Annotated in this window: 22 protein-coding genes, 1 tRNA gene and 1 pseudogene; 13 read left to right on the top strand and 11 right to left on the bottom strand. The window is 54.2% G+C overall.

What is annotated here, in order from left to right; translation table 11 throughout:
• Positions 1 to 17: 17 nt before the first annotated feature.
• Both IPM58_11280 and IPM58_11285 read left to right on the top strand, forming a co-directional pair.
• On the top strand, positions 18 to 179 hold the full coding sequence (locus IPM58_11280) for a hypothetical protein (protein ID MBK9307642.1): 162 nt from the start codon (positions 18 to 20) through the stop codon (positions 177 to 179).
• 227 nt (positions 180 to 406) lie between these two features.
• Positions 407 to 1,333 (top strand): D-alanyl-D-alanine carboxypeptidase, encoded by a 927-nt coding sequence (locus IPM58_11285; GenBank protein ID MBK9307643.1) that lies wholly within the window; start codon positions 407 to 409, stop codon positions 1,331 to 1,333.
• Positions 1,334 to 1,481: 148 nt separating this feature from the next.
• Here IPM58_11285 and IPM58_11290 read toward each other — a convergent pair whose 3' ends face one another.
• From IPM58_11290 to IPM58_11320, 7 genes are all read right to left on the bottom strand, one after another.
• Entirely contained in the window at positions 1,482 to 2,009 is a 528-nt protein-coding gene (locus tag IPM58_11290) for a hypothetical protein (protein MBK9307644.1), read from the bottom strand.
• Between the two features lie 175 nt (positions 2,010 to 2,184).
• Positions 2,185 to 2,478 carry a hypothetical protein gene (locus tag IPM58_11295; protein MBK9307645.1) on the bottom strand — a complete coding sequence of 98 codons (294 nt, stop codon included), beginning with the start codon at positions 2,476 to 2,478 and terminating at the stop codon, positions 2,185 to 2,187.
• Positions 2,479 to 2,589: 111 nt separating this feature from the next.
• Positions 2,590 to 3,840: a Glu/Leu/Phe/Val dehydrogenase gene (locus tag IPM58_11300; protein MBK9307646.1), complete on the bottom strand. Its 1,251-nt coding sequence runs from the start codon at positions 3,838 to 3,840 to the stop codon at positions 2,590 to 2,592.
• A 29-nt stretch (positions 3,841 to 3,869) separates the two neighbouring features.
• On the bottom strand, positions 3,870 to 4,628 hold the full coding sequence (lipB, locus tag IPM58_11305) for a lipoyl(octanoyl) transferase LipB (protein ID MBK9307647.1): 759 nt from the start codon (positions 4,626 to 4,628) through the stop codon (positions 3,870 to 3,872).
• Between the two features lie 165 nt (positions 4,629 to 4,793).
• Positions 4,794 to 6,050 carry a sigma-70 family RNA polymerase sigma factor gene (locus tag IPM58_11310; GenBank protein ID MBK9307648.1) on the bottom strand — a complete coding sequence of 419 codons (1,257 nt, stop codon included), beginning with the start codon at positions 6,048 to 6,050 and terminating at the stop codon, positions 4,794 to 4,796.
• A gap of 263 nt (positions 6,051 to 6,313) precedes the next feature.
• The gene (locus IPM58_11315) at positions 6,314 to 7,060 is read right to left on the bottom strand and encodes a slipin family protein (protein MBK9307649.1); all 747 of its coding nucleotides are present in this window, start codon (positions 7,058 to 7,060) and stop codon (positions 6,314 to 6,316) included.
• A gap of 18 nt (positions 7,061 to 7,078) precedes the next feature.
• Positions 7,079 to 8,239, bottom strand: coding sequence for a nodulation protein NfeD (locus IPM58_11320; protein ID MBK9307650.1), 1,161 nt, complete (start codon positions 8,237 to 8,239; stop codon positions 7,079 to 7,081).
• 280 nt (positions 8,240 to 8,519) lie between these two features.
• Between IPM58_11320 and IPM58_11325 the strand changes: the two genes are divergently transcribed.
• The 5 genes from IPM58_11325 to IPM58_11345 all read left to right on the top strand — a co-directional run bounded on the left by IPM58_11325 (position 8,520) and on the right by IPM58_11345 (position 11,685).
• Entirely contained in the window at positions 8,520 to 9,392 is an 873-nt protein-coding gene (locus IPM58_11325; protein ID MBK9307651.1) for a tRNA (adenine-N1)-methyltransferase, read from the top strand.
• Complete coding sequence (locus IPM58_11330) at positions 9,389 to 10,150, top strand: glucose 1-dehydrogenase (protein ID MBK9307652.1); 762 nt, start codon at positions 9,389 to 9,391, stop codon at positions 10,148 to 10,150. The genes IPM58_11325 and IPM58_11330 overlap by 4 nt, the downstream gene beginning before the upstream one ends.
• Before the next feature lie 37 nt (positions 10,151 to 10,187).
• On the top strand, positions 10,188 to 11,042 hold the full coding sequence (locus IPM58_11335; GenBank protein MBK9307653.1) for a shikimate dehydrogenase: 855 nt from the start codon (positions 10,188 to 10,190) through the stop codon (positions 11,040 to 11,042).
• Positions 11,039 to 11,539 (top strand): shikimate kinase, encoded by a 501-nt coding sequence (locus IPM58_11340; protein ID MBK9307654.1) that lies wholly within the window; start codon positions 11,039 to 11,041, stop codon positions 11,537 to 11,539. The genes IPM58_11335 and IPM58_11340 overlap by 4 nt, the downstream gene beginning before the upstream one ends.
• 69 nt (positions 11,540 to 11,608) lie before the next feature.
• Positions 11,609 to 11,685: transfer RNA gene (locus tag IPM58_11345), tRNA-Arg, on the top strand.
• Between the two features lie 215 nt (positions 11,686 to 11,900).
• Here the strand turns inward: IPM58_11345 and IPM58_11350 are convergent.
• From IPM58_11350 to IPM58_11365, 4 genes are read right to left on the bottom strand one after another with little or no spacing between them, the layout of a single operon-like run.
• A complete protein-coding gene (locus IPM58_11350; GenBank protein ID MBK9307655.1) occupies positions 11,901 to 12,320 on the bottom strand; it encodes an arsenate reductase ArsC in 420 nt (139 codons plus the stop codon).
• The gene (gene arsB / locus IPM58_11355; GenBank protein ID MBK9307656.1) at positions 12,317 to 13,414 is read right to left on the bottom strand and encodes an ACR3 family arsenite efflux transporter; all 1,098 of its coding nucleotides are present in this window, start codon (positions 13,412 to 13,414) and stop codon (positions 12,317 to 12,319) included. The genes IPM58_11350 and arsB overlap by 4 nt, the downstream gene beginning before the upstream one ends.
• Positions 13,415 to 13,431: 17 nt before the next feature.
• Complete coding sequence (locus IPM58_11360) at positions 13,432 to 13,905, bottom strand: VOC family protein (GenBank protein ID MBK9307657.1); 474 nt, start codon at positions 13,903 to 13,905, stop codon at positions 13,432 to 13,434.
• Positions 13,902 to 14,279, bottom strand: a complete 378-nt coding sequence (locus IPM58_11365) for a helix-turn-helix transcriptional regulator (protein MBK9307658.1) — start codon at positions 14,277 to 14,279, stop codon at positions 13,902 to 13,904. The genes IPM58_11360 and IPM58_11365 overlap by 4 nt, the downstream gene beginning before the upstream one ends.
• Before the next feature lie 446 nt (positions 14,280 to 14,725).
• Between IPM58_11365 and IPM58_11370 the strand changes: the two genes are divergently transcribed.
• The 6 genes and pseudogenes from IPM58_11370 to msrA all read left to right on the top strand — a co-directional run bounded on the left by IPM58_11370 (position 14,726) and on the right by msrA (position 19,762).
• Positions 14,726 to 14,917: a hypothetical protein gene (locus tag IPM58_11370; GenBank protein ID MBK9307659.1), complete on the top strand. Its 192-nt coding sequence runs from the start codon at positions 14,726 to 14,728 to the stop codon at positions 14,915 to 14,917.
• 374 nt (positions 14,918 to 15,291) lie between these two features.
• A pseudogene (locus tag IPM58_11375) lies at positions 15,292 to 16,411 on the top strand (IS3 family transposase).
• Between the two features lie 1,266 nt (positions 16,412 to 17,677).
• Positions 17,678 to 18,313, top strand: a complete 636-nt coding sequence (pal, locus tag IPM58_11380; GenBank protein ID MBK9307660.1) for a peptidoglycan-associated lipoprotein Pal — start codon at positions 17,678 to 17,680, stop codon at positions 18,311 to 18,313.
• 63 nt (positions 18,314 to 18,376) lie between these two features.
• Complete coding sequence (locus IPM58_11385) at positions 18,377 to 18,757, top strand: PilZ domain-containing protein (protein ID MBK9307661.1); 381 nt, start codon at positions 18,377 to 18,379, stop codon at positions 18,755 to 18,757.
• Between the two features lie 228 nt (positions 18,758 to 18,985).
• Positions 18,986 to 19,147 carry a hypothetical protein gene (locus IPM58_11390; GenBank protein ID MBK9307662.1) on the top strand — a complete coding sequence of 54 codons (162 nt, stop codon included), beginning with the start codon at positions 18,986 to 18,988 and terminating at the stop codon, positions 19,145 to 19,147.
• A gap of 51 nt (positions 19,148 to 19,198) precedes the next feature.
• Complete coding sequence (msrA, locus tag IPM58_11395) at positions 19,199 to 19,762, top strand: peptide-methionine (S)-S-oxide reductase MsrA (protein MBK9307663.1); 564 nt, start codon at positions 19,199 to 19,201, stop codon at positions 19,760 to 19,762.
• Positions 19,763 to 19,960 lie beyond the last annotated feature (198 nt).

Raw genomic sequence — 19,960 nt, forward strand, 5'->3', positions numbered from 1 at the left:
TCATGATTGGGGCCCTAATGACCCTTTCCGTTCTGATGGTCCAAGGCGGGGTACGCGATTTATGGGAAGGGACCCAACCTGCTGGAGGGACGAATGTCTTTGTGTATTTCGGCACCACGTTGATTGGAGGAGGCTTACTGGCCGGGTGTGTTGCATTAATCATGAACCGTCTGCGATAGCCTAACGAGAGTGAGACATGTATGCAGTGTTTGAAGTGCAGAGGCTTCATGATGGTGGAACGCCACTATACCCTCATCAACAAGAGAATCTACGCTCGCTGCCTCAATTGTGGATTTTGGATTGACCTCGCAGACCTCCTTCGGTTTTTTCACAAGGTTATCGATAGCGGACGAAAAGGCGATAAGGTAGGGGAGTCCTTTACCTTCTAAGCGATAGGTGGTTGGTCGTGGGATGGAAGGACTACCGGTCTTGTCGTCGGCTGCCACGGTGCCGATTCGGTGTCCACCTCGGTCTGCTTACCATCTTCTCCATCACGCTGTGTGGTCTGTCTGTCTTTCCCGCCTTGGGGAAAGAGATCACTTCAAAGAGAGTGACCAGTCCATCCGGCTCCCATGTCCCCAAAGCGCTTCATTGGAAACGGATCCCGGCTCACAGCATTCTCCTGAAAGAGTTGAACTCTGGACGGGTTCTCTATCAACACGCCATCGGAAAACGTCTCTCCCCTGCCAGCTTGACCAAGATCATGTCGGCCCTCATTATTCTTGAAAATGGGCGGCTTGATGATCTGGTTACGGTCAGCAAGAATGCGGCCCGTGCTCCTAAGACTCGCCTTCGCTTGAAAGTTGGAGAGGTGTATCGACTGAAGGATTTACTGAAGGCCATGATGATGGTGTCTGCCAATGATGCCTGTCTGGCGGCGATAGAGCATGTGGGTGGCAACGAGGAGCAATTCGTGAAGTTGATGAACGCCAAGGCAACCACGCTTGGACTCGGCGATACGCATTTTAGCAATGGCTGTGGTTTTGATGGGGCGACTCACTACTCGACGGCCGAGGATCTTGCAACGCTAAGCGAAGTCGCGATGCGGAACGCCGTGTTTCGTGAGCTGGTGCGAGAAGAGCGTGGGCTTATCACAGCGGTGAATGGATACCGTGCTTATGTTCTCCACAATACCAATCGCCTTCTTGGCCGTATTCCAGGCGTCGAAGGGGTGAAAACTGGATTTACGGCGAAGGCCGGACGATGCTTAATCGCCAGGGTATCTCAAAATGACCGTGATCTGCTTCTCGTCATCCTCAATTCTAACCGCAGATGGAATACCGCCAAGAGCTTGATAGATTACGGCTTCCACTTCACCGAAGCCAATCCCTAAGCATCGTTGTTTGGTTATGTAGGGTCATCGAGGATGTTCATCCAGGATAAACGATTCTGGAAGAGATGGGCAGAAAACAGACAGGATGCCGGGTATGGTGCTCTCCCCACCGGCATTCGTGTCGTGGATGAAAATCTACAGCGGGGGGTTAACGGGGTTGGGCGAACTCGATGTTGACATCCTTGCCGAGATAATTTACTTGGAACCCCTGCTTGTCATAAGCCAGGATCGCACCCATCACGTTCTCATCGCCGTACTCTTCTTTCCCTAACAATTTTCGGATCTCTTCTGGGTTTTCGCTATTTAGCACGTGCCGGAACACCCCTCTGGTTTTGAAAGCAAATCGATTGTTGATGAAGAGGAGATCAACCTTGCCGTCCTGGATTCGCACTCCGGCCATCGGCCCGGTTGGTTTCCGTTGGTCAAGCAGGAAAATAAACGTGGCTTCCTGTTCCGCCCGAATCCCAGAAATTGGTTCATTCACGAGGGAATCGACCGCCTTGCTTTCCGGATCGCCGAGCCTGACGCCAAAAAGGGAGACCTCGGCGCTAGAAATACTCTGTGGTTCGGTGACCTCAGTTTGGCTCAATTCATATGGTTCGGCGTAAACCGAAGACCATAAGATGAGAAGGCCTATGAAGGCGACGACTACCATCCTGGACAAATTCTTTTTCATAACATGTCCGTTGTTCTATTCGATAGGATCAAAAAATCTATTCGAATTGCCATGAGTGGGATAGGCATGCAAAGCGAACGTTATTCTAGCGAATCAAGTCCAGAATCCGCAAGGAACGGCCGCAGTCGGAGGAATCCCGTCGAGCATGTTGAGGCAGATTGAAGGGACTGGCGGCTCATGGTGAGGATGATCTGTTCAGCAACAGTTCACCTAACGCGCGAAGACGATAAAAGTAAGGCAAGCAATCAGTCTCAAGCTCCGCCGTCAAATCATCGAGATCGTGTAAGCAATCCTTCACGATGCCGAGCCGCTGATCGTCAAGACCATCAGCGCTCTCTAGGTAATACACGACACAGCCGCTGATGACGGTATCAAGTGTCATCAATTCCCCTTCATGTGGACTTGAGAGCCGTGGCCAGTCGGTTGAGCGGTGTTGTTCCCACGCGGTTTCGATCGCCCGTCGTGTCATATGAAGCTCCTTCGGCCTCCCGCCAACCCTCACCCTAACGTACAAATGAGCTGTGAGGCAAGAATCAGAGGCATCCGTTAAGATCGAGTGGGCTCCGAACGGAAGGGCAAGTTATGGGTACAATCCGCGCTGTAGATGGGCTTGCGCGACCTGGTCAATCCCACTCATGAGCGCCGCCATGCGCATTGAAACCTGGTGTTCTGTTGAAAAGTGAAGGGTGCGGTCAAAGGCGGAGGTGATGATCGCCTGCAGCCGATTCTGAATATCGGTTGCGCTCCAGAAAAAACGTTGAAGATCCTGAACCCATTCAAAATAGGAAACAATAACCCCGCCTGAATTTGCCAAGATATCCGGGATCACAAATACCCCTTTCTCTGCCAGAATGTGATCGGCCTCCAGTGTCGTTGGTCCGTTGGCTCCTTCGGAGAGGATTCGGCACCTCAGGGCATTCGCGTTGCGATCCGTGATCTGTTCGGATAGGGCAGCGGGAACCAGCACGGTGCACTCCAATTGCAGGAGTTCGTCGTTCGTGATTCTGTCCCCAAGTCTCGTTTCATGGAGAGGCTGATGGGGATCGCGGCGGAGAAGACGCGCAATGTCCAACCCTTGCTCGTTGTAGATCCCGCCATGCACATCGCTCACGGCAATCACGCGTGCGCCTTGCTCGTGCATGATACGCGCGGTATGCGAGCCCACGTTCCCGAACCCTTGAATGGCCACGGTCGCGTTTTCCAGCGACAGCTTCAAATGACGGAGGGCTTCCAACGTGACATAGACGACTCCGCGTCCTGTTGCTTCTTCACGACCCAGACTGCCACCGAGAGCGAGCGGTTTCCCGGTGACGACACCGGGCACGGCATAGCCGACTTGCTGGCTGTAGGTGTCCATCATCCAGGCCATCACTTGGGCATCGGTACCCACATCCGGGGCCGGCACGTCCTTATCCGGCCCGATCAGGGGGAAAATTTCTGCGATATAGCGTCTGGTCAACCGCTGCAGTTCACCGGAGGATAGACTCTTGGGTGCGACTTGGATTCCGCCTTTCGCTCCGCCATACGGTAAGCCGGCGAGCGCACATTTCCATGTCATCCACATGGCCAGGGCCGCCACTTCGCCAAGATTGACATCAGGGTGATACCGTACTCCACCCTTCGAAGGGCCGCGTGATGAATCATGTTGTACACGGTACCCCGTAAAGACCTCGACATGCCCATCGTCCATAAGGACGGGAAGACTGACGGCGAGGGAGCGCTGTGGGAGCTTCAGGCGTTCGCGGAGATTGGGGTCCAGGTGCATCGCCTCCGCGGCTTGATCGAATTGCGAGACGGCTAAGCGAAACGTCGGCGTCAATAGTTCCCGCATAGAGCTCCTTTAGGACTGGGTTGGACGTATTAATGTTCCTTCATGTCCGGACGTGGTGATCGCGCGTTGGAAGAAAGTACTGCCGCAAACGTCTGGGCAAGTTGCTGCTTGATCATGTCGACGGGGATGGGTCTTTGAGACACCGCAGCCATAGAGGTCACGGAGCAATCGGTCAATCCACATGGGTGAATACGGAGAAACGGCGACACGTCCAGATCAACGTTGAGCGCGACTCCATGAAGTGTCACGCCTCGTTGGATTCGAACACCAACAAAGCCGATCTTCTGCAGCTGAGGCACCAGGACCCATACGCCAGGCCTACCAGCGACGCGAACGCCGGCAAGACCCCAGCATGTAAGTACTCGAATGAGCACCTCTTCGAGCAGCCAAACCAATTGCCTGGCACCTGTGGCATATTGAACCACTTTCAGGATCGGATACAGCACGATCTGTCCTGGGCCATGGAAGGTGATGGACCCGCCGCGGTTCACATGGAGGAGTTCCGCCCCGTTCTCACACAGGGCTGCTGTGTTCCCTCCCCAGTCTGCTGGCCGAGTCCTACGCCCTAACGTATAAACAGGCGAATGCTCAAGAATCAGCAGCGTGTCCGGCTGGCGATCGAGGAGGCGTTCGCTGTGTAGGCGCGACTGTAGGTCCCACGCTGTAAGGTAGGGAACAGGGTCAGGAAATACATGCGCGACAGCCTCCTGGAAGTGAACAGTCTCAAAGGACGAGGGCGTCGTGATCTTGGGACCAATCGGGAAGTGTCTGGAGACAGGTTGATCCATCGGAGATAGGAGTCAGCTGGAAACGCCCACTGTCCTTAATCGCAGATGCGAAATGGCGCTACTGGCGTCGGACAAGAGATACCATTGTTACACAACTTGAGGAATGGAGGAAAGACGAGGTCCGAGGGCACGCAACTTCCCTCGGACCCTGTAGAACGAAGGTGGCTATTTGATAGCGGCAAACAGCTCTTTGATGGCAGGAGTCTTGAGTTTTTTGAGTGCTTTCGCTTCAATCTGGCGGATGCGCTCACGTGTAACGGACAAGTTTTGGCCGACCTGCTCAAGCGTGCTGGCCTCATCATAGCCGATTCCAAATCGGAGCCTGATAACCATTTGCTCTCGAGGCGTCAGGTTGCTAAGGATGTGGTCGAGCTGTTGAGTCAGTTCACCACGGTGCACATGGGCGTCGGGTGGCACAGCCTGCTGATCCGGAATCATATCTCCGAACTGAGTGTCCCCATCACCGATGGGGGTCTCCAATGCGACCGGTTCTTGGAACGCTTGGACCGTTTCGCGGAGCCGTTCCGGCCTCATGCGTAACACATGAGCCACTTCGTCGAGCCGGGCCGGTCGTCCAAACTGTTGGCCCAATCTCCGCGTCACGCGGAGGATTCGATGCGAGGCTTCGGTTTGGTGGACCGGAATGCGAATTGTTCTTGCTTGATCTGCGAGCGCCCGTGTGATCCCTTGGCGTATCCACCACGTCGCATAGGTGCTGAACTTGAATCCTTTCCGATACTGATATCGCTCGGCAGCTTTGATGAGTCCAATATTGCCCTCTTGTACGAGGTCCAACAGGGTCAACCCCCTTCCGGTGTAGCGTTTGGCAACATCGACCACTAGACGAAGATTGCATCGCACGAGTTCGTCTTTGCCCTGCTCCAGCATAACTCTGGCCGACCGAATGTCGTGCAGCAATTCTTTCAGCTGCCTCGCCGTGCCGGTTGGAAGCTTTAAGTCAGGGCTTGCTGACTCCATAACCATCAGCAGCAGTTTCTCGGCGTGGTCTAGGGCCGTAGCTGAAAGCCCGCTTAAGCGTTTGACCGTTTGCAGAGCCTTCACCGTTTCTATGAGCGGTGACGTCCGTTTGGACTTGAGAATGGCCAGCGTGGCCTGACGCAATGCTGTACGGATACGACGTGTTCCCTGATCGACCCGCTTCGCGATGGCGGTCTCTTCTTCTCGAGTCAGGAGACCTCGATCACCAAACGAACGAAAATACAGACCTTCAAGAAGAAACGGGTTCGATCCCTGGCCGGCCCGCATGGCAGCCTGATTCTTCTCGTCTGCGATCGACTCTTCAGCTTCTGTACGCCCAATAATACCGAGCATCCCGCTTGCCTTGGCGTCATCCGCATCCACATCGGCAATGAACGTTTTCTGCATTTCTATTTCGTCAGCGACCCGAAGTTCTTCTTTCATCGTGTCACCCTTTGTATGTAGGTTGAACAGTGCCCTTTGCTATAAGAGCCCATTTCGACCGAAAAGATTCTATTTAGTCCGACTGTTATTGATGATTGTACAAAGCAAAACGGATGCTCAGCTAAAGATGAGAAACAGCAAGCAGGATCATCTCGAAAAATCAGAAAGATTAGACAAGACTAATGAGAAAGTTTAGGGAAGACTGTCGCACTTATGCGGCATCTCTGTGTGATTGACGCAAGCGGTTCAACAGAAATACTACACTACTTGGAAAAGAGTCCCTTTATGAAAGGGCCAAGTGTATCAACCGGGATGGGGAAGATCGTGGTCGAGTTCTTCTCTCCCGCAATCTCGACAAGTGTTTGGAGATATCGTAATTGAAGTGCCGCAGGATTTTGACTAATGACGTCTGCCGCTTCAGCAAGTTTCTGGGCCGCTTGAAACTCACCTTCGGCATGAATGATTTTTGCCCGCCGTTCTCGCTCTGCTTCAGCTTGCCGAGCGATCGCTCGTTGCATGTCCTGAGGAATATCCACATTTTTGACCTCGACCGCGGCGACCTTGACTCCCCAGGGCTCGGTCTGCTGGTCGATGATGCGCTGGAGCTCCGCGTTGATATCGTCACGTTTTGCCAGCAAGTCATCAAGTTGGCTTTGACCCAAGACACTGCGAAGAGTCGTCTGGGCTACCTGTGAGGTGGAATAGAGATAATCCTGTACGGCAAGGACGGCTCGCTGGGGGTCAACCACTCTGAGGAAAATGACGGCGTTGACCTTGACGGAGATGTTGTCTCGTGTGATGACGTCCTGCGACGGAACCTCCATCGTAACGGTTTGGAGATTTACGCGGACCATTTGTTGAAGACCTGGGATTACCAGTCTGATTCCCGGCCCTTTCACTGTTTGAAACTTTCCGAGGACGAACACCACAAGACGTTCGTATTCCATCACCCGTTTGAAGCTCGCATACAGCAGCATACCCAATAGGACTATTGGCAACAGGAGTGACATGATGGCTCCTTCGCTCGGTCAGTGTGATTTGTGAGTGGGCGCTACATGAAGTGTCAGCCCTTCGATCGACATCACTTCTGCAGCCTCGCCTTGACGAATAGGATTTTGGCTGACTGCTTCCCAGATCTCTCCCTGTACGGTTATCTGGCCATGTGGATTCAGATCTGTCTTCGCGATTCCGATTGCCCCGATCATTCCCTCCGCCCCGGTGATCGGCTTCCCGCGGGTGCCCTTGATGGCTATCCAAGCCACGACCCCGACCAGGGCGCCGACTGCCATCACAGTGGGCAACAAGAATGAAAGGGATATCTGCAGAAAAGGAGCGTCGCTCTTGATGAGGAACAGACCGCCCAGCGTCATGGCCGTTACGCCTCCCAAAGCGAGCAACCCGTAGCTTGTGACGGTGATTTCAAGCAGAAGAAACACGACACCGAGTATCACCAGGAGTGCGCCGGCATAGTTCACGGGCAGCGATTGCAGAGAATAGAAAGCCAGAATCAAGCTGATGGCTCCAATGATGCCGGGTAGGATTGCTCCGGGGCTGTAAAGCTCCGCCATAATTCCGATCGTCCCAATGGACATCAGTAGGTAGGCGATATTTGGATCACTCAGTGTCTTGAGCAGCTCAAGACGCGTTCCCATTGGAAACTCTTTGAGGGTCGGAGGATCGCCTGATAGCGTGACTGGTCCATGAGGGAGAACAATCCTTCTGCCCTGCAGATGTTTCAGCAGGCTGGGAATATCCTCGGCGACCAGGTCGATGATGTTGAGTTTCAAGGCTTCTTGTTCCGTCACTGACACACTCTTCCGGACTGCATCCTCAGCCCATGATACATTGCGGCCGCGCTGTTCCGCGAGGCTCTTGAGGTAGGCGACCGAGTCGTTTTCGACTTTTTCCTTCATGGTGTTGTCCAGCTCGCCGCCGCCCATCGCGACTGGATGCGCCGCTCCAATATTGGTGCCCGGTGCCATGGCGGCGACATGAGCGGCCATGGTGAGAAAAACACCTGCTGAGGCAGCACGACCTCCCGAAGGTGAGACGAACACAATGACTGGAAGAGGCGAACCTGTAATATCCTTGATCATCAGCCGCATGGAGGTATCCAACCCTCCGGGGGTGTCGAGTTTCAGGATCAAGGCTTCAGCCCCCGGACGATTGCGCGAAATCGAGCGCATCATGCAGGTATTCCGCTGCAACGGGGTTAATGACCCCTTCGTAGTTCGCGATGACCAGTTCTTTGGCGTGAACAGAGTAGCTAGCGAAGGTTGAGCAAACCACCAAGGCTAGTCCTACGACCGTCTTGGGGAGGACAGAAACTAACGATGTGCTTGATTCTTGATCATCACCAGTCATCGTGAAAAACTTCAATGATGATAGGACGTTAGCGTCCATCAATTACCCTATCAAGGAATGGCACTTGGTTGCAAACTGAGGAACGAACCTCCTAGAATGCCGGTCATGTCGAAACTATCCAGCGGCGACCGGATTCATCTCGTTGATCACAAAAGACGGCAATACGCCCTTACGCTCAAAGCAGGGGAGACCTACCAGTTTAGCGGGCAAAAAATTGCGCATGATGTCCTCATCGGTCGTCCTGATGGCTCCATCGTCACACTGTCTGGCGGGAAGAAGATGGTGGCGCTTCGCCCAACGTTCGGCGACTATGTACTCAAAATGCCGCGCGGGGCACAGGTCCTCTATCCCAAGGATCTTGCGATCATACCCATGTGGGCTGATATCTATCCGGGAGCTCGGGTGTTCGAGGCCGGGACTGGCTCAGGAGCGCTGACCATGGCGCTCTTGCGTGCAGTGGGTCAGGACGGCGTGGTGGTGACCTATGAAGTCAGGGACGACTTCGCGAGCACGGCAGCGGCCAATATCTCGCGGTACATCAACCCAGCGAACTTGATGTCGTTCAGGAAAAGCGCCTATGAGGGCATCGACCTCCTTGATGACCAAATTCCTTTTGACCGAGTGGTCCTCGACCTCCCTGAGCCGTGGCAGGTTGTTCCCCATGCGTCCGGGGTGCTTCGTTCCGGCGGTATCTATCTGAGCTTTGTGCCCACGGTGCCTCAAGTCATGCGAACCGTAGAGGCGCTTGAGCGAGCGACTGTGTTCGGCATGATCGAAACGTTCGAAACGTTGTTGAGAACGTGGGCAGTACAGGGTCGTAGCGTGCGGCCTGATCATCGTATGGTGGCACATTCCGGTTTCATTACGGTCGCGCGGAAGATAGAGCCGGGAGTTCTTGGACCAAAACTTGAGTTAGAAGATTGTGGTGATGAGGGTGTGAATAGGACTGAGGGCACAGAAGAGGATCGGCACATATGAAACGACTAGAGGGGAAGGTTGCTGTAGTGACGGGAGGAAATGCGGGAATCGGTGAAGCGATTGCAAAGCGTTTCGCCGATGAGGGTGCATCGGTTGTGATTACCGGGCGTCGGCAACAGGAATTAGACCATGTTGTGAATGTTATCCGGCTCCACAAGGGAACCGTACTTGGTGTTGCCGGCTCAGTGACGGATGAAGCTCATGTGCAGGATATTATCCGTCGCACGCTCGATAGTTTTGGAAAAATTGATGTGCTCGTCAATAATGCCGGTATCGGGGCCTTTGGAAAGCGGACCCATGAAACCGATGATACCACGTGGGCGAATGTGATCGATGTCAACGTGACAGGTGTGTTCCGGATGACAAGAGCCGTCCTCCCTCAGATGCAGAAGCAGGGGCGCGGGGCCATCATCAATATTTCCTCAGTTGCCAGTTTAGTGGGCCTGTCCGGTTTAGCCGCCTATACGGCATCCAAGGGTGCCCTGGACGCCTTCACCCGGGCGGTGGCAGTCGAATATGCTCAGGAAGGGATTCGATGTAATGTGGTAAATCCTGGCCTCATCGATACACCCATGGCCGCTTCCCTGATGGCAAACCCGGACATGCTCCAGTCCATCCTTGCGCAATACGCGATCCGGCGTCCGGGGAAGCCGGAGGAGGTGGCGAACCTGATTCTCTATCTTGCCTCGGATGAATCGACGTGGGTGACCGGAACGACGTTCCCTATTGATGGAGGTATGACCGTCTGCAAGGGCTAACGGTTTATCCGATCCATCGAGTTGTCTGCATACAACGATGAATATCGATACACAGACGAAATTTTGCGGGGTGATTGGAAATCCGGTCGGGCATTCTCTTTCGCCTGCTATTCACAACGAAGCGTTTCGCAAACTGGGGCTCAATTTTGTCTATCTGGCCTGGCAGGTAGAAGCAATCGGTGATGCGCTGAAGGGACTTCGCGCGTTAGGGAACTTCCGCGGAGCGAGCGTGACGATTCCTCACAAGGTGGCCGCGATACCGTTTCTTGAACATGTGGAAGAGACGGCCCGGCGGATTGGGGCGATCAACACCATCGTTTCCGACAACGGCACCCTCACGGGATATAATACGGACGCCACAGGCGCTCTGCGAGCATTAAGAGAAGGGGGAGCAGTACTCAACGGTCAGAGCGTGATGCTGATCGGATCTGGCGGAGCGGCACGCGCCATCGCATTTGCACTCACGGCGGACTCATCCCTAGCCAAGTTGACAGTATTGGGAATTGACGATGGTGAACGGACGTCGTTGGCTCATGAGCTTCGCTCTCAGGCAGCTGTGACCGTCGAAGATCTTCATCTTGATGAGTCTTCACTTCGCAAGAGCTTGCCTGACACGAACGTGTTGATCCATTCCACCCCTGTCGGGATGTCTCCGAAAGTCGATGCCAGCTGTGTTCCTGCTTCACTTCTGCATCGTGCGCTCACCGTTATGGATATTGTCTACAACCCACTCGAAACTAAACTGTTGAGAGATGCCAAAGCCGTGGGTTGCAAAACGATTCCTGGATTAGAGATGTTTCTCCATCAAGCGGTTGCGCAGTTTGAACTGTGGACCAATCAGAAGGCCCCGGTTGATATCATGCGCGGAGTATTGGAATCTCATTTCCGATGAATGTGGTGCTGATCGGGTATCGAGGGACGGGAAAGAGTAGTGTGGGGAAGGTTTTGGCGGCACGGCTTGATCGTCCTGTTCTGTCGACGGATGCCGAGGTCGTGAGATTGGCGGGCCACACCATTCCTGCAATCGTTGAGCAACACGGATGGGAATATTTTCGCGATCTGGAGTCCAAAGTCTGTCAGGAATTGGCAGGGCAGGACGGACTGATCATCGACACAGGCGGTGGCGCAATCCTTCGATCGCAGAACGTTGACGTGTTAAAGCAGACCGGGAAGTTGTTCTGGCTGACTGCCTCGGTCGAAACCATTGCCAAGCGAATCGGGTCGGATACGCAAAGACCCTCACTCACCGGAACCAAGTCGTTTGTCGATGAAATTCAAGATGTCCTGCGGGACCGCCAGCCAAAGTATCAAGCGGCGGGGGACTATGTCATCGAGACAGACGGACGATCTTTCTCGGAAGTCGCTGATGAGATTCTCGAGAGGCTGTAGCCGTTCCGATTCCCCTCCCCCCTCTCAACCTTGACAAGACTCGCCCTAACATGATCATGTAACTCCGCTGCGCCCGTAGCTCAGTTGGATAGAGCGCCGGGCTTCGAACCCGTAGGTCGCAGGTTCAATTCCTGCCGGGCGCACCATAGATTCAATGGTTTGCAACGGTACAGCCGGTGTCTTTTCGACCGGCGCTGCTAATGTTGTGCTAAAACTCTGCGAAAGTGACCGTACTCGACAGAATCAATCGAATCAGTAGAAACCCATCAACGCCTTGATTTGCATGATAAACGAGGAAACCGTCACAATTTCAAGCCATTGTTCTTAGTAGGTTGTTTCGAAATTTTAAGGCAAGGGCCGTTCATACGCCTCCTTCGGTAAGAAATTGGCGAATCCTATCCGCAATTTCATCTCGGGTTTTGCGAAAGACAATTAATTTCTGTTTGTACGTTCCTATCGCGTGTGCCGGGTCGTCAAAATTCCAATGCAGCATGTTCCTGGCGCCGGGAAACACCGGACAAGTTTCCTGTGCCCGGTCACAGACCGTAATCACATAGTGGAAGGGTTGATCCACATAGGAATCCACCCGTTCGGACACATGCTTGGAAATATCGACGCCAGCCTCGCCCATGACCGTCACGGCATAGGGATTCAGGCCGACAGGATGCGTTCCGGCACTCGCAACATAAAATCGATCTCCAGCCAAGTGGCGCAGCCAGCCCTCTGCCATTTGGCTGCGGCAGGAATTACCCGTACAGAGAAAGAGAACATTCTGTTTCATCGCGCAGCCTCTGCTGGAAACCAGTCTCGTGTCCGGTTGCAGGCCGCGCAGACAGACAGCATCACCGGGACTTCCACCAGCACCCCGACTACAGTAACGAGGGCGGCACCAGATTCCGCACCGTAAAGCGCGATCGCAGTAGCGACCGCAAGCTCAAAGAAGTTGCTGGCTCCGATAAGGGCACCGGGTGCGGCGACCGCATACGGTACCTTCAGCCATTTCATCAGGCCGTAGGTCAGCGAGGCATTGAAATACACCTGTAGGAGCAGCGGAACGGCAATCAACGCCACATGCCACCCTTTGCCGCTGATATTGTCGGCCTGAAACGCGAAGATCAGCACCAGCGTGGCCAGCAGCGCCGCGATTGTCAGGGGAGCAAAACGAGGTAGCAGCGTCTGGTCAAACCATGCCTGACCGTGCTTCCGGATACACCACTGCCGCAGCAGCACTCCGATGGTTAAGGGAATGACGATAAAGGCCAGCACGGAGTACAGCAACACCTCATAGGGAACATGAAGTGATGAGGCTCCGCTCACCAGAAATCCCACCAGCGGCGCAAACAGCACCAGCATGATGAGGTCGTTCACCGAGACTTGCACCAGCGTATAGGCTGGATCGCCGTCCGTCAGATAGCTCCAGACGAAGACCATCGCCGTACAGGGTGCCGCCGCAAGGATGATCGCCCCGGCAATATATTGGTCGGCATCATCGGCCGTCATCCACGGCGAAAACACGAACCGGAAGAACAGCCACGCGAAGAAGGCCATCGAAAAGGGCTTCACCACCCAGTTCACAAATAGCGTCACCAGCACGCCGCGTGGCCGTTTGCCGACATCGCGCACCGCGGCAAAATCGACCTTCATCATCATCGGGATAATCATCAGCCAGATCAGGACGGCGATAGGAACATTGACGTGGCCGCCTTGCCCGAACTCCATACTACGCAGCAGTTGCACCGCAGCCGGAGACGAGTGGCCGAGGAGAAGCCCCGCTCCCATGCACAGACCAACCCACACGGTGAGATTCCGTTCAAACAGGTTCAGCCGTTTCTCATTCGCCTTGATGGGAAGAACTGGCGCAACAGCGGCATCCATAGAATAGCGCTCGCTCCTTAACCACAGCAGCCAGCGGTTTTCTCTGAGGGTTCGCAGCACGCAGGCGTTCCCATCGTCTGCGGAGTGCAACAGGCACTGTCCGCAGTGGGGGACTTGCCTGAGAAGAGCTCGGCATCCTCCATCGTGCGATAGGCTTCCCAGGCAATGCCCGCCGGGTCTTGCACCCACGATTTGTCAGACTTGGCATAACAGCAGACCGTTTCACCCTCATCGATGGCAGGTAGCTCGGCGGCCTCGATCTGTTCCCGCAGCGCGGTTAATTCCGCCTCGTCATCCACCTGAATGCCGAGATGGTCAATGCCCCTCGTCTTGGCACGGGTCGACACCGCAAAATTCACGTGCGGGTCATTGAGCAGCCATTTGGCATAATCTGCTTTGGTTTTCACCGGAGCGGCGCCAAAGAGAGCACTATAAAAGCGGACGGACTCTTCAATGTTGTCAACCCCTATATGAATGTGCAGACGTTTCATGAGCGTTTCTCCTTTCCCTTCGGTGGACAGCACGTAGGCAGTTCGATCACCGAACAGCCGCGCTGTGTATCCTCGCGAATGCTGGCGAACTCCATGCGGCAACAATCCTTCACCATATAGCGGATGAGGTCGGTGAAGAACTCAAAATTGGCTGTGTAAATAATAGAGCGACTTTCACGGCGCGACTGGACAAGCCCGGCATGGCTCATCTGCGACAGATGGAATGACATCGTGTTATGCGGGATGCCGAGCGTCTCGCTCAACGTTCCGGCTGGTGTCCCATCCTGTCCGTATTCGACGAGCAAGCGGAACACGCGCAGGCGAGTATCCTGTGAAAGAGCGGCAAATGCGGTCGTGGCTTGCCTAGAATCCATGTGTCCAGACTAATGGACATATTAGCGGTTGTCAAGTATTCTGCCGGAACAGTGTGATGAATTTTACGAAACAATATACAGGAATGAAGGGGAAGCACGGGAACATCTAGAACCAGTGAGAGGCTGTAATTAGTTCATGCTGCATTCAATATTGAGAAAGCCATTGCAATAGTGACCTTCCCTGAAAACCGTAAGTTTTACTTTTTTAGGCGAAGACCCCTGTGCCCCCTGTACAGTTCTAGAGTTCTGGTCGCCACCGGCCACAGTCGACCAACTGACACCGGCGAGGCGCACCGGATGCGCCAGTAGGCTGTCACTCCTGCTGTGTGAGCCTCTCCGGTCCGCCGCTTCCGGCCCCTGCCTGCTGTTTCCTCTATGAATTGTGCGGTGCCTCTCCTCCTCCCGTGAGAGAGTCACCTGCAGTTCAACAACAGGGAGGAAACGCCATGGCCATAACGCTGCGATGTGGCAACATCAAAGCGACGATCTGGCGGAATGTGAGCGAGAAAGTGCCGTTCTTCGCCACGACCTTTTCGCGGCCGTTCAAGGATCAGTCCGGTGCCTGGCGCAACGGCACCTCGTTCGGCCTCAACGACCTGGAGGCGCTCATGCATGTCGCCATCGAGGCGAAGGAGTAAATGACCGCTCACACATTGAAGCGCTGATCGGTTTTTCTTGGAAGCCTCCGGCCTTCCGGAGACTTCCTTAGTTCGCATATGATTTCGAAGACCGAGTGGAATGAGTGCGGAGAGAATTGCCAGGCGTCCAAGACGGATGGTCCACTCTCAGGTAATCACCAGCGCTTCGCATCTGTTCATTCAACGGGCCTGCGATGTGGTATTTTTATGTCTTAAACTATTGAACAGGGCTGAACCCAATAGAATTAACTCGACTAGTGCGGACTATGTTAAGTCACTTGTAAGAGGGGGCTCCGGAAATTCGGACAGTGTGCTAAGTGGTAGCCTGGCTTCACCAAGGCCATCGAGTGGTGGCAACACAAAGGAGCGAGGCGATGAAAAGAACCCGACGGAATCATGGAGCGACCTTTAAGGTCCAGGTGGCGTTGGCCGCTGTCAAAGGAGAGAAGACGGTGGCGGAATTGGCTGAGCAATTCAGGTCCATCCCACCCAGATCACCGAGTGGAAGCAGCAGCTCCTGGCCCGGGCGGCGGACGTGTTTGGCGGGTCGAAACCACCGGCAGAGGCGCCGGACCTCAAGACCTTGCACGCAAAGATCGGACAACTGACGCTGGAGAATGATTTTTAGAAGGCGCGCTCACCAAGGCGGGCTTGCTGAGCGCAAAGCGATGATCGATCGCACCCATCCATTACCGATCGGGCGACAATGCCAGGTGCTGCGGCTGGCTCGGTCCACCGCCTACCAGCCGAGGTCCGTTCCTGATACGACACTGGCACTGATGCGTCGGATTGACGAGTTGCATCTGCAGTATCCCTTTGCCGGCGCCCGCATGCTGCGTGATCTCCTCCGGCAAGAGGGCCACGCTATTGGGAGACGACAGGTCGCGACGTTGATGCGACGGATGGGCATCACGGCGATCTATCGGAAGCCGAGGACCAGCCAGCGGCATCCCGCTCACCGGACTTATCCGTACTTACTACGACAGCTGACCATCACGCGCCCAAATCATGTGTGGGCCGCCGATATCACGACATTCCGATGCGCCGGGGTTTTGTGCATCTCTTCGCAGTGCTCGACTGGGCGAGTCGCCGGGTACTGGCCTGGCGGCTCTCCAATACGCTAACCACGGACTTCGTCTCGACGCCGTGCGGGAGGCGATCACGCAGTATGGCTGTCCCGAGATCTTCAACACCGACCAAGGGTGTCAGTTCACCAGCCAGGAGTTCACGGGGCTCTTGAAAGGCCAGGGGATTCAGATCAGCATGGACGGCAAAGGGTGCTGGCGGGATAACGTGTTCGTGGAGCGACTCTGGAAGAGCCTGAAATATGAGGAGGTGTATTTGCACGCGTATGACACCATCAGCGCGGCCCAGCAGGGGTTGGAGCGCTATCTGCGGTTCTATAACCAGACCCGACCGCATCAGGCGCTTGCTGGCCAGACGCCGGACCAGGTCTATGATGACAATCTGACCACACGGCAGACCACCGCGTAGTCAGCCATCAGCCAGGCACCACTTAAGGAATGGCCTGCGCTGTCCAAACAACCGGAGCCACCTCTGTATTTTGAGAAAAAGCGGTTGAGCGGACAAAAATCAAGGGTTTTTAAGTGCTATCACTTTCAGCCTTCGAACCCGTAGGTCGCAGGTTCAATTCCTGCCGGGCGCACCATGTTTCAGGGACTTGTGAGTAGAATAGGTTGGGGTTCGGCTTTCAAGGTATCCCTCCCGATTTGACAAACTCGACCGACCGGAATAACGGCTCATTGCCTTCCTGGTTCCATCCAGATCCGTCAGCCACAACCAATACCTTCTAAAGCACAAAAAATGAAGTTGAGAGACTTCATGGACATGGAGTAAAGTCCAATTAGCACTAGCGGTGGAGACATTTGGACCCAGGTTGTACCAGGGAAGAAGTTCCTGGCAATTTGAATCCGCAGGTGGTTGGTTAAATTCCTGTCTGGCTGACAATAAGAGCCAGTGGGTTTTCCCATGTGCTTACGGCAACTTAGAACAAGCTGGTGCGGCTGAGGTCGTGCTAAAGCTGGGTATTCTGGCTATGAAGAGTGATCTAGACTACGAGCCGAACCCAAAAGAGGTTATCCCGTGCGGTGGTTGTACCGATATACAAAGCGAGTACCGTTTGGAGGTGTATACTTTGAAGGGCTGAGGCGATCTGTGTGGACCAGACAATGTCCCTGTTGTGGTCGAGCACTTCAGAAAGCTGATCCTATGAGCCCTTGGGTTTGTGAATGCGGATGGCGCAGTTAACCAATCGAGCAAGAGGAGGGTGCTACCATGATCCCCGTTTTGCACGACGTACGAGCCGCATTTTTCCTTGCTATTGCATTAGCGATGCTGGTGCTGATTTGTGCACTAGCGGGTCTTGGAACTGTGCTACGGCCAGTTCGCTGGGCTGATAGACAAGGGTATCGATAAGTAAGAGAGGGCGATAGCCGTTGCTTCTTGTGCCCTGGTCCATGGCCTTGAGGTTCTTCCTCTGCTTTCCACCCGCATCCTGATATTCCCATAGCGAATACAAGGTCCCTTCCTGCTTTTTCTCTCTCGGGCATCACGCGAAATAGCCAAAAGTATTAGGACTCCTTTCATTTATGAAGTAACATACTGTTGCCAATGCCATTTTCGCTGCAAGTGCTATATTTGTTTGGACAGAGAATGGCGGGTACCGGTAGGGACTTCACCACGCCACCTGATTAGAACATCACACAACCTGGCGCAACGCCACGATGGAGGGGATAGGTCATGAACCGAGCGATAGCTAAATCTGTAACCGTGATCGCAGTAGCGGCAGTCGTGTTGTCGACCCAAGGGTGTGGAAAGAAATGGGTGCAGTCTGACAATGGAAGTGGATCGGGGAGCGCAAGCTCGAAGAAGCTGCCGGAGATTTCAAGTAGCAGTTCAAGTGGAGATCTGAGCGGATTTTCTCGGAATCCGGCTGAGGAACGCCTTGGACAGGAGGCATATTCTACCGCTCTGAATCCATCAGGGACGACCTCTCGCCAACGTGCCGAGTTAACGAAGGAAGAAAAGGCGGCGGTGGAAGCGGGATTGCGGGACGTCTTCTTTGGTTATGACCAATGGACCTTGTCTGATGAAGGAATGGAAGCGCTCAATCATGATGCGACCTACTTGAAGGATCACCCAGGGGCGGTGCTGAGAATTGAGGGCCATTGTGATGAGCGAGGGACCAGTGATTACAATATGGTGTTGGGGGATAAGCGTGCGAAGGCCGCGCGCAACTATCTCACGGCCGCTGGAGTGAGCCCGAAGCAGATCGCAATCGTCTCGTATGGCAAAGAGCGACCTTTCTGCTTTGATCGGGATGAAACCTGCTACCAGCAGAATCGTCGGGATCATATGCTCCTCTCGCCGCGTTAGTTCGAACACGACCATCACCCAAAGGTGGTGAATGGGTGACAGACTCAGAGTAAGGGGGCAACGTTGAAGAAATTGGGTTCTTTCTTTAAGCGTGAGGCTTCCGAACCCATTCCAGCCCAGGTTCGACCGGATGAGCGACGAGTTCAACCGAGATTCACCACGCAGTTTCGCAGTACCTTTTCAGGCAACAGGCAGGAGGGGCAAGGTCGGACTCTGGATATCTCTGCCGGCGGATGTAAGATCGAAAGTGATATGAAGGTCGAGCCCGGATCAAAGTTTGAGTGCCGACTTCATGTACCCGGACTGGATTGGCCGCTGCGCATTGACGAAGCCACGGTGCGCTGGGTGGATGCTAACAGTTTTGGAATCGCCTTTTCGCGTATTGCTCCAGAAGAGTTTGCAAAGCTCAAAACAGTTCTCTCCGATCTCGAGGCTGAAGGCTAGCTCCCCCTCCATCCTGATTCTTTGCAAGTCCTCCTTCCCATCATGACCGTTCGGCTTATGGATTCTTGATTCTGGACAAACGCCCTCCGTCCGTCTCACCATCGACATCTTGAACCGATATTGAGTCAAACACGGTTGACACGGCGACCACAACTGTCACAAAGTACGAACTGGGTGCTCAGCTGAAGCATAGATATGTGAAGAGACTACAGAGAAAGGAGTCAGGGGGTGGAACAGAGGTACGCGATCACTGTGAAGTTCTTGGTCGATGCTGATTCTGCAGAGGATGCAGAAGAGATGGTGGAGACGGCCTGTGAAAAGGCATCAGCGTCATTTCCGGAGATGAGCTACGAAGGAATTGAAGACATCGAAGAGGAGGAAGAGGATTAGCCGGTTTCGTCCACTGAAAGCGACATGTCTGTTCATCCGATACGCCGCACTATGGGAGAGCACTCACCAACAGCAGCATCTGAGAAGGAAGTTGCCATTCTCGCCGGAGGCTGCTTCTGGTGCCTTGAAGCGGTTTATGACCAAGTCATTGGTGTGGAATCCGTTGAGTCCGGTTATATCGGGGGCACTTTGGAAAACCCTACATATGACGCGGTGTGTGGAGGCCAGACCGAGCATGCTGAAGCAGTGCGAATGACCTTCGATCCACGGGTGATTTCATACCAAGCGCTCCTCGAGATCTTTTTCGCCGTTCACGATCCCACCACGCTGAATCGTCAGGGAAACGATAGGGGGACTCAATACCGCTCCGCGATCTTCTACAGTAGCCAGGCCCAGCGCCAAACGGCCGAGGCGATGATCAAGACCCTCACCGACGAAAAGCTGTACAATGCACCTATCGTCACGCAAGTTGCCCCGGCCTCGAGGTGGTACCAGGCGGAGTCCTATCATCAGGAGTACTTTTCACGGAATCCGCGGCAAGGCTATTGCCAGGCCGTTGTCAGCCCGAAGGTCGCGAAGTTTAGAAAACAATTTGCGGCGCGCCTGAAGGCGTAGTACTTTCCCGAGTCATGGGCCGAACCATCGAATCAGTAGACTCTGTATTCCGCTGAACAGGCCGGGCTTTTGGAATACTTGAAAGGGTTTTACTACTATCTCAATGAGAGCGGGGCAAAACGGCCACTCATGTGATGGATTCCCTTGGACTTGGGCAATAAACGAGTCGTTCGCCTCCATCTCTGAGAGGTGCATGAT

This window comes from Nitrospira sp. (assembly GCA_016715825.1).
Lineage (GTDB): Bacteria > Nitrospirota > Nitrospiria > Nitrospirales > Nitrospiraceae > Nitrospira_D.

Excerpts from the sequence above, each read along its gene's own strand:
- IPM58_11325 (MBK9307651.1), top strand. The coding sequence starts at position 8,520 with ATGTCGAAACTATCCAGCGGCGACCGGATTCATCTCGTTGATCACAAA.
- arsB (MBK9307656.1), bottom strand. The coding sequence starts at position 13,414 with ATGGATGCCGCTGTTGCGCCAGTTCTTCCCATCAAGGCGAATGAGAAA.
- IPM58_11320 (MBK9307650.1), bottom strand. The coding sequence starts at position 8,239 with ATGATGCGCTCGATTTCGCGCAATCGTCCGGGGGCTGAAGCCTTGATC.
- IPM58_11315 (MBK9307649.1), bottom strand. The coding sequence starts at position 7,060 with ATGTCACTCCTGTTGCCAATAGTCCTATTGGGTATGCTGCTGTATGCG.
- IPM58_11295 (MBK9307645.1), bottom strand. The coding sequence starts at position 2,478 with ATGACACGACGGGCGATCGAAACCGCGTGGGAACAACACCGCTCAACC.
- IPM58_11340 (MBK9307654.1), top strand. The coding sequence starts at position 11,039 with ATGAATGTGGTGCTGATCGGGTATCGAGGGACGGGAAAGAGTAGTGTG.
- IPM58_11370 (MBK9307659.1), top strand. The coding sequence starts at position 14,726 with ATGGCCATAACGCTGCGATGTGGCAACATCAAAGCGACGATCTGGCGG.
- IPM58_11310 (MBK9307648.1), bottom strand. The coding sequence starts at position 6,050 with ATGAAAGAAGAACTTCGGGTCGCTGACGAAATAGAAATGCAGAAAACG.
- IPM58_11300 (MBK9307646.1), bottom strand. The coding sequence starts at position 3,840 with ATGCGGGAACTATTGACGCCGACGTTTCGCTTAGCCGTCTCGCAATTC.
- pal (MBK9307660.1), top strand. The coding sequence starts at position 17,678 with ATGAACCGAGCGATAGCTAAATCTGTAACCGTGATCGCAGTAGCGGCA.
- IPM58_11335 (MBK9307653.1), top strand. The coding sequence starts at position 10,188 with ATGAATATCGATACACAGACGAAATTTTGCGGGGTGATTGGAAATCCG.
- lipB (MBK9307647.1), bottom strand. The coding sequence starts at position 4,628 with ATGGATCAACCTGTCTCCAGACACTTCCCGATTGGTCCCAAGATCACG.
- IPM58_11280 (MBK9307642.1), top strand. The coding sequence starts at position 18 with ATGACCCTTTCCGTTCTGATGGTCCAAGGCGGGGTACGCGATTTATGG.
- IPM58_11330 (MBK9307652.1), top strand. The coding sequence starts at position 9,389 with ATGAAACGACTAGAGGGGAAGGTTGCTGTAGTGACGGGAGGAAATGCG.
- IPM58_11365 (MBK9307658.1), bottom strand. The coding sequence starts at position 14,279 with ATGGATTCTAGGCAAGCCACGACCGCATTTGCCGCTCTTTCACAGGAT.
- IPM58_11350 (MBK9307655.1), bottom strand. The coding sequence starts at position 12,320 with ATGAAACAGAATGTTCTCTTTCTCTGTACGGGTAATTCCTGCCGCAGC.
- msrA (MBK9307663.1), top strand. The coding sequence starts at position 19,199 with ATGGGAGAGCACTCACCAACAGCAGCATCTGAGAAGGAAGTTGCCATT.
- IPM58_11290 (MBK9307644.1), bottom strand. The coding sequence starts at position 2,009 with ATGAAAAAGAATTTGTCCAGGATGGTAGTCGTCGCCTTCATAGGCCTT.
- IPM58_11360 (MBK9307657.1), bottom strand. The coding sequence starts at position 13,905 with ATGAAACGTCTGCACATTCATATAGGGGTTGACAACATTGAAGAGTCC.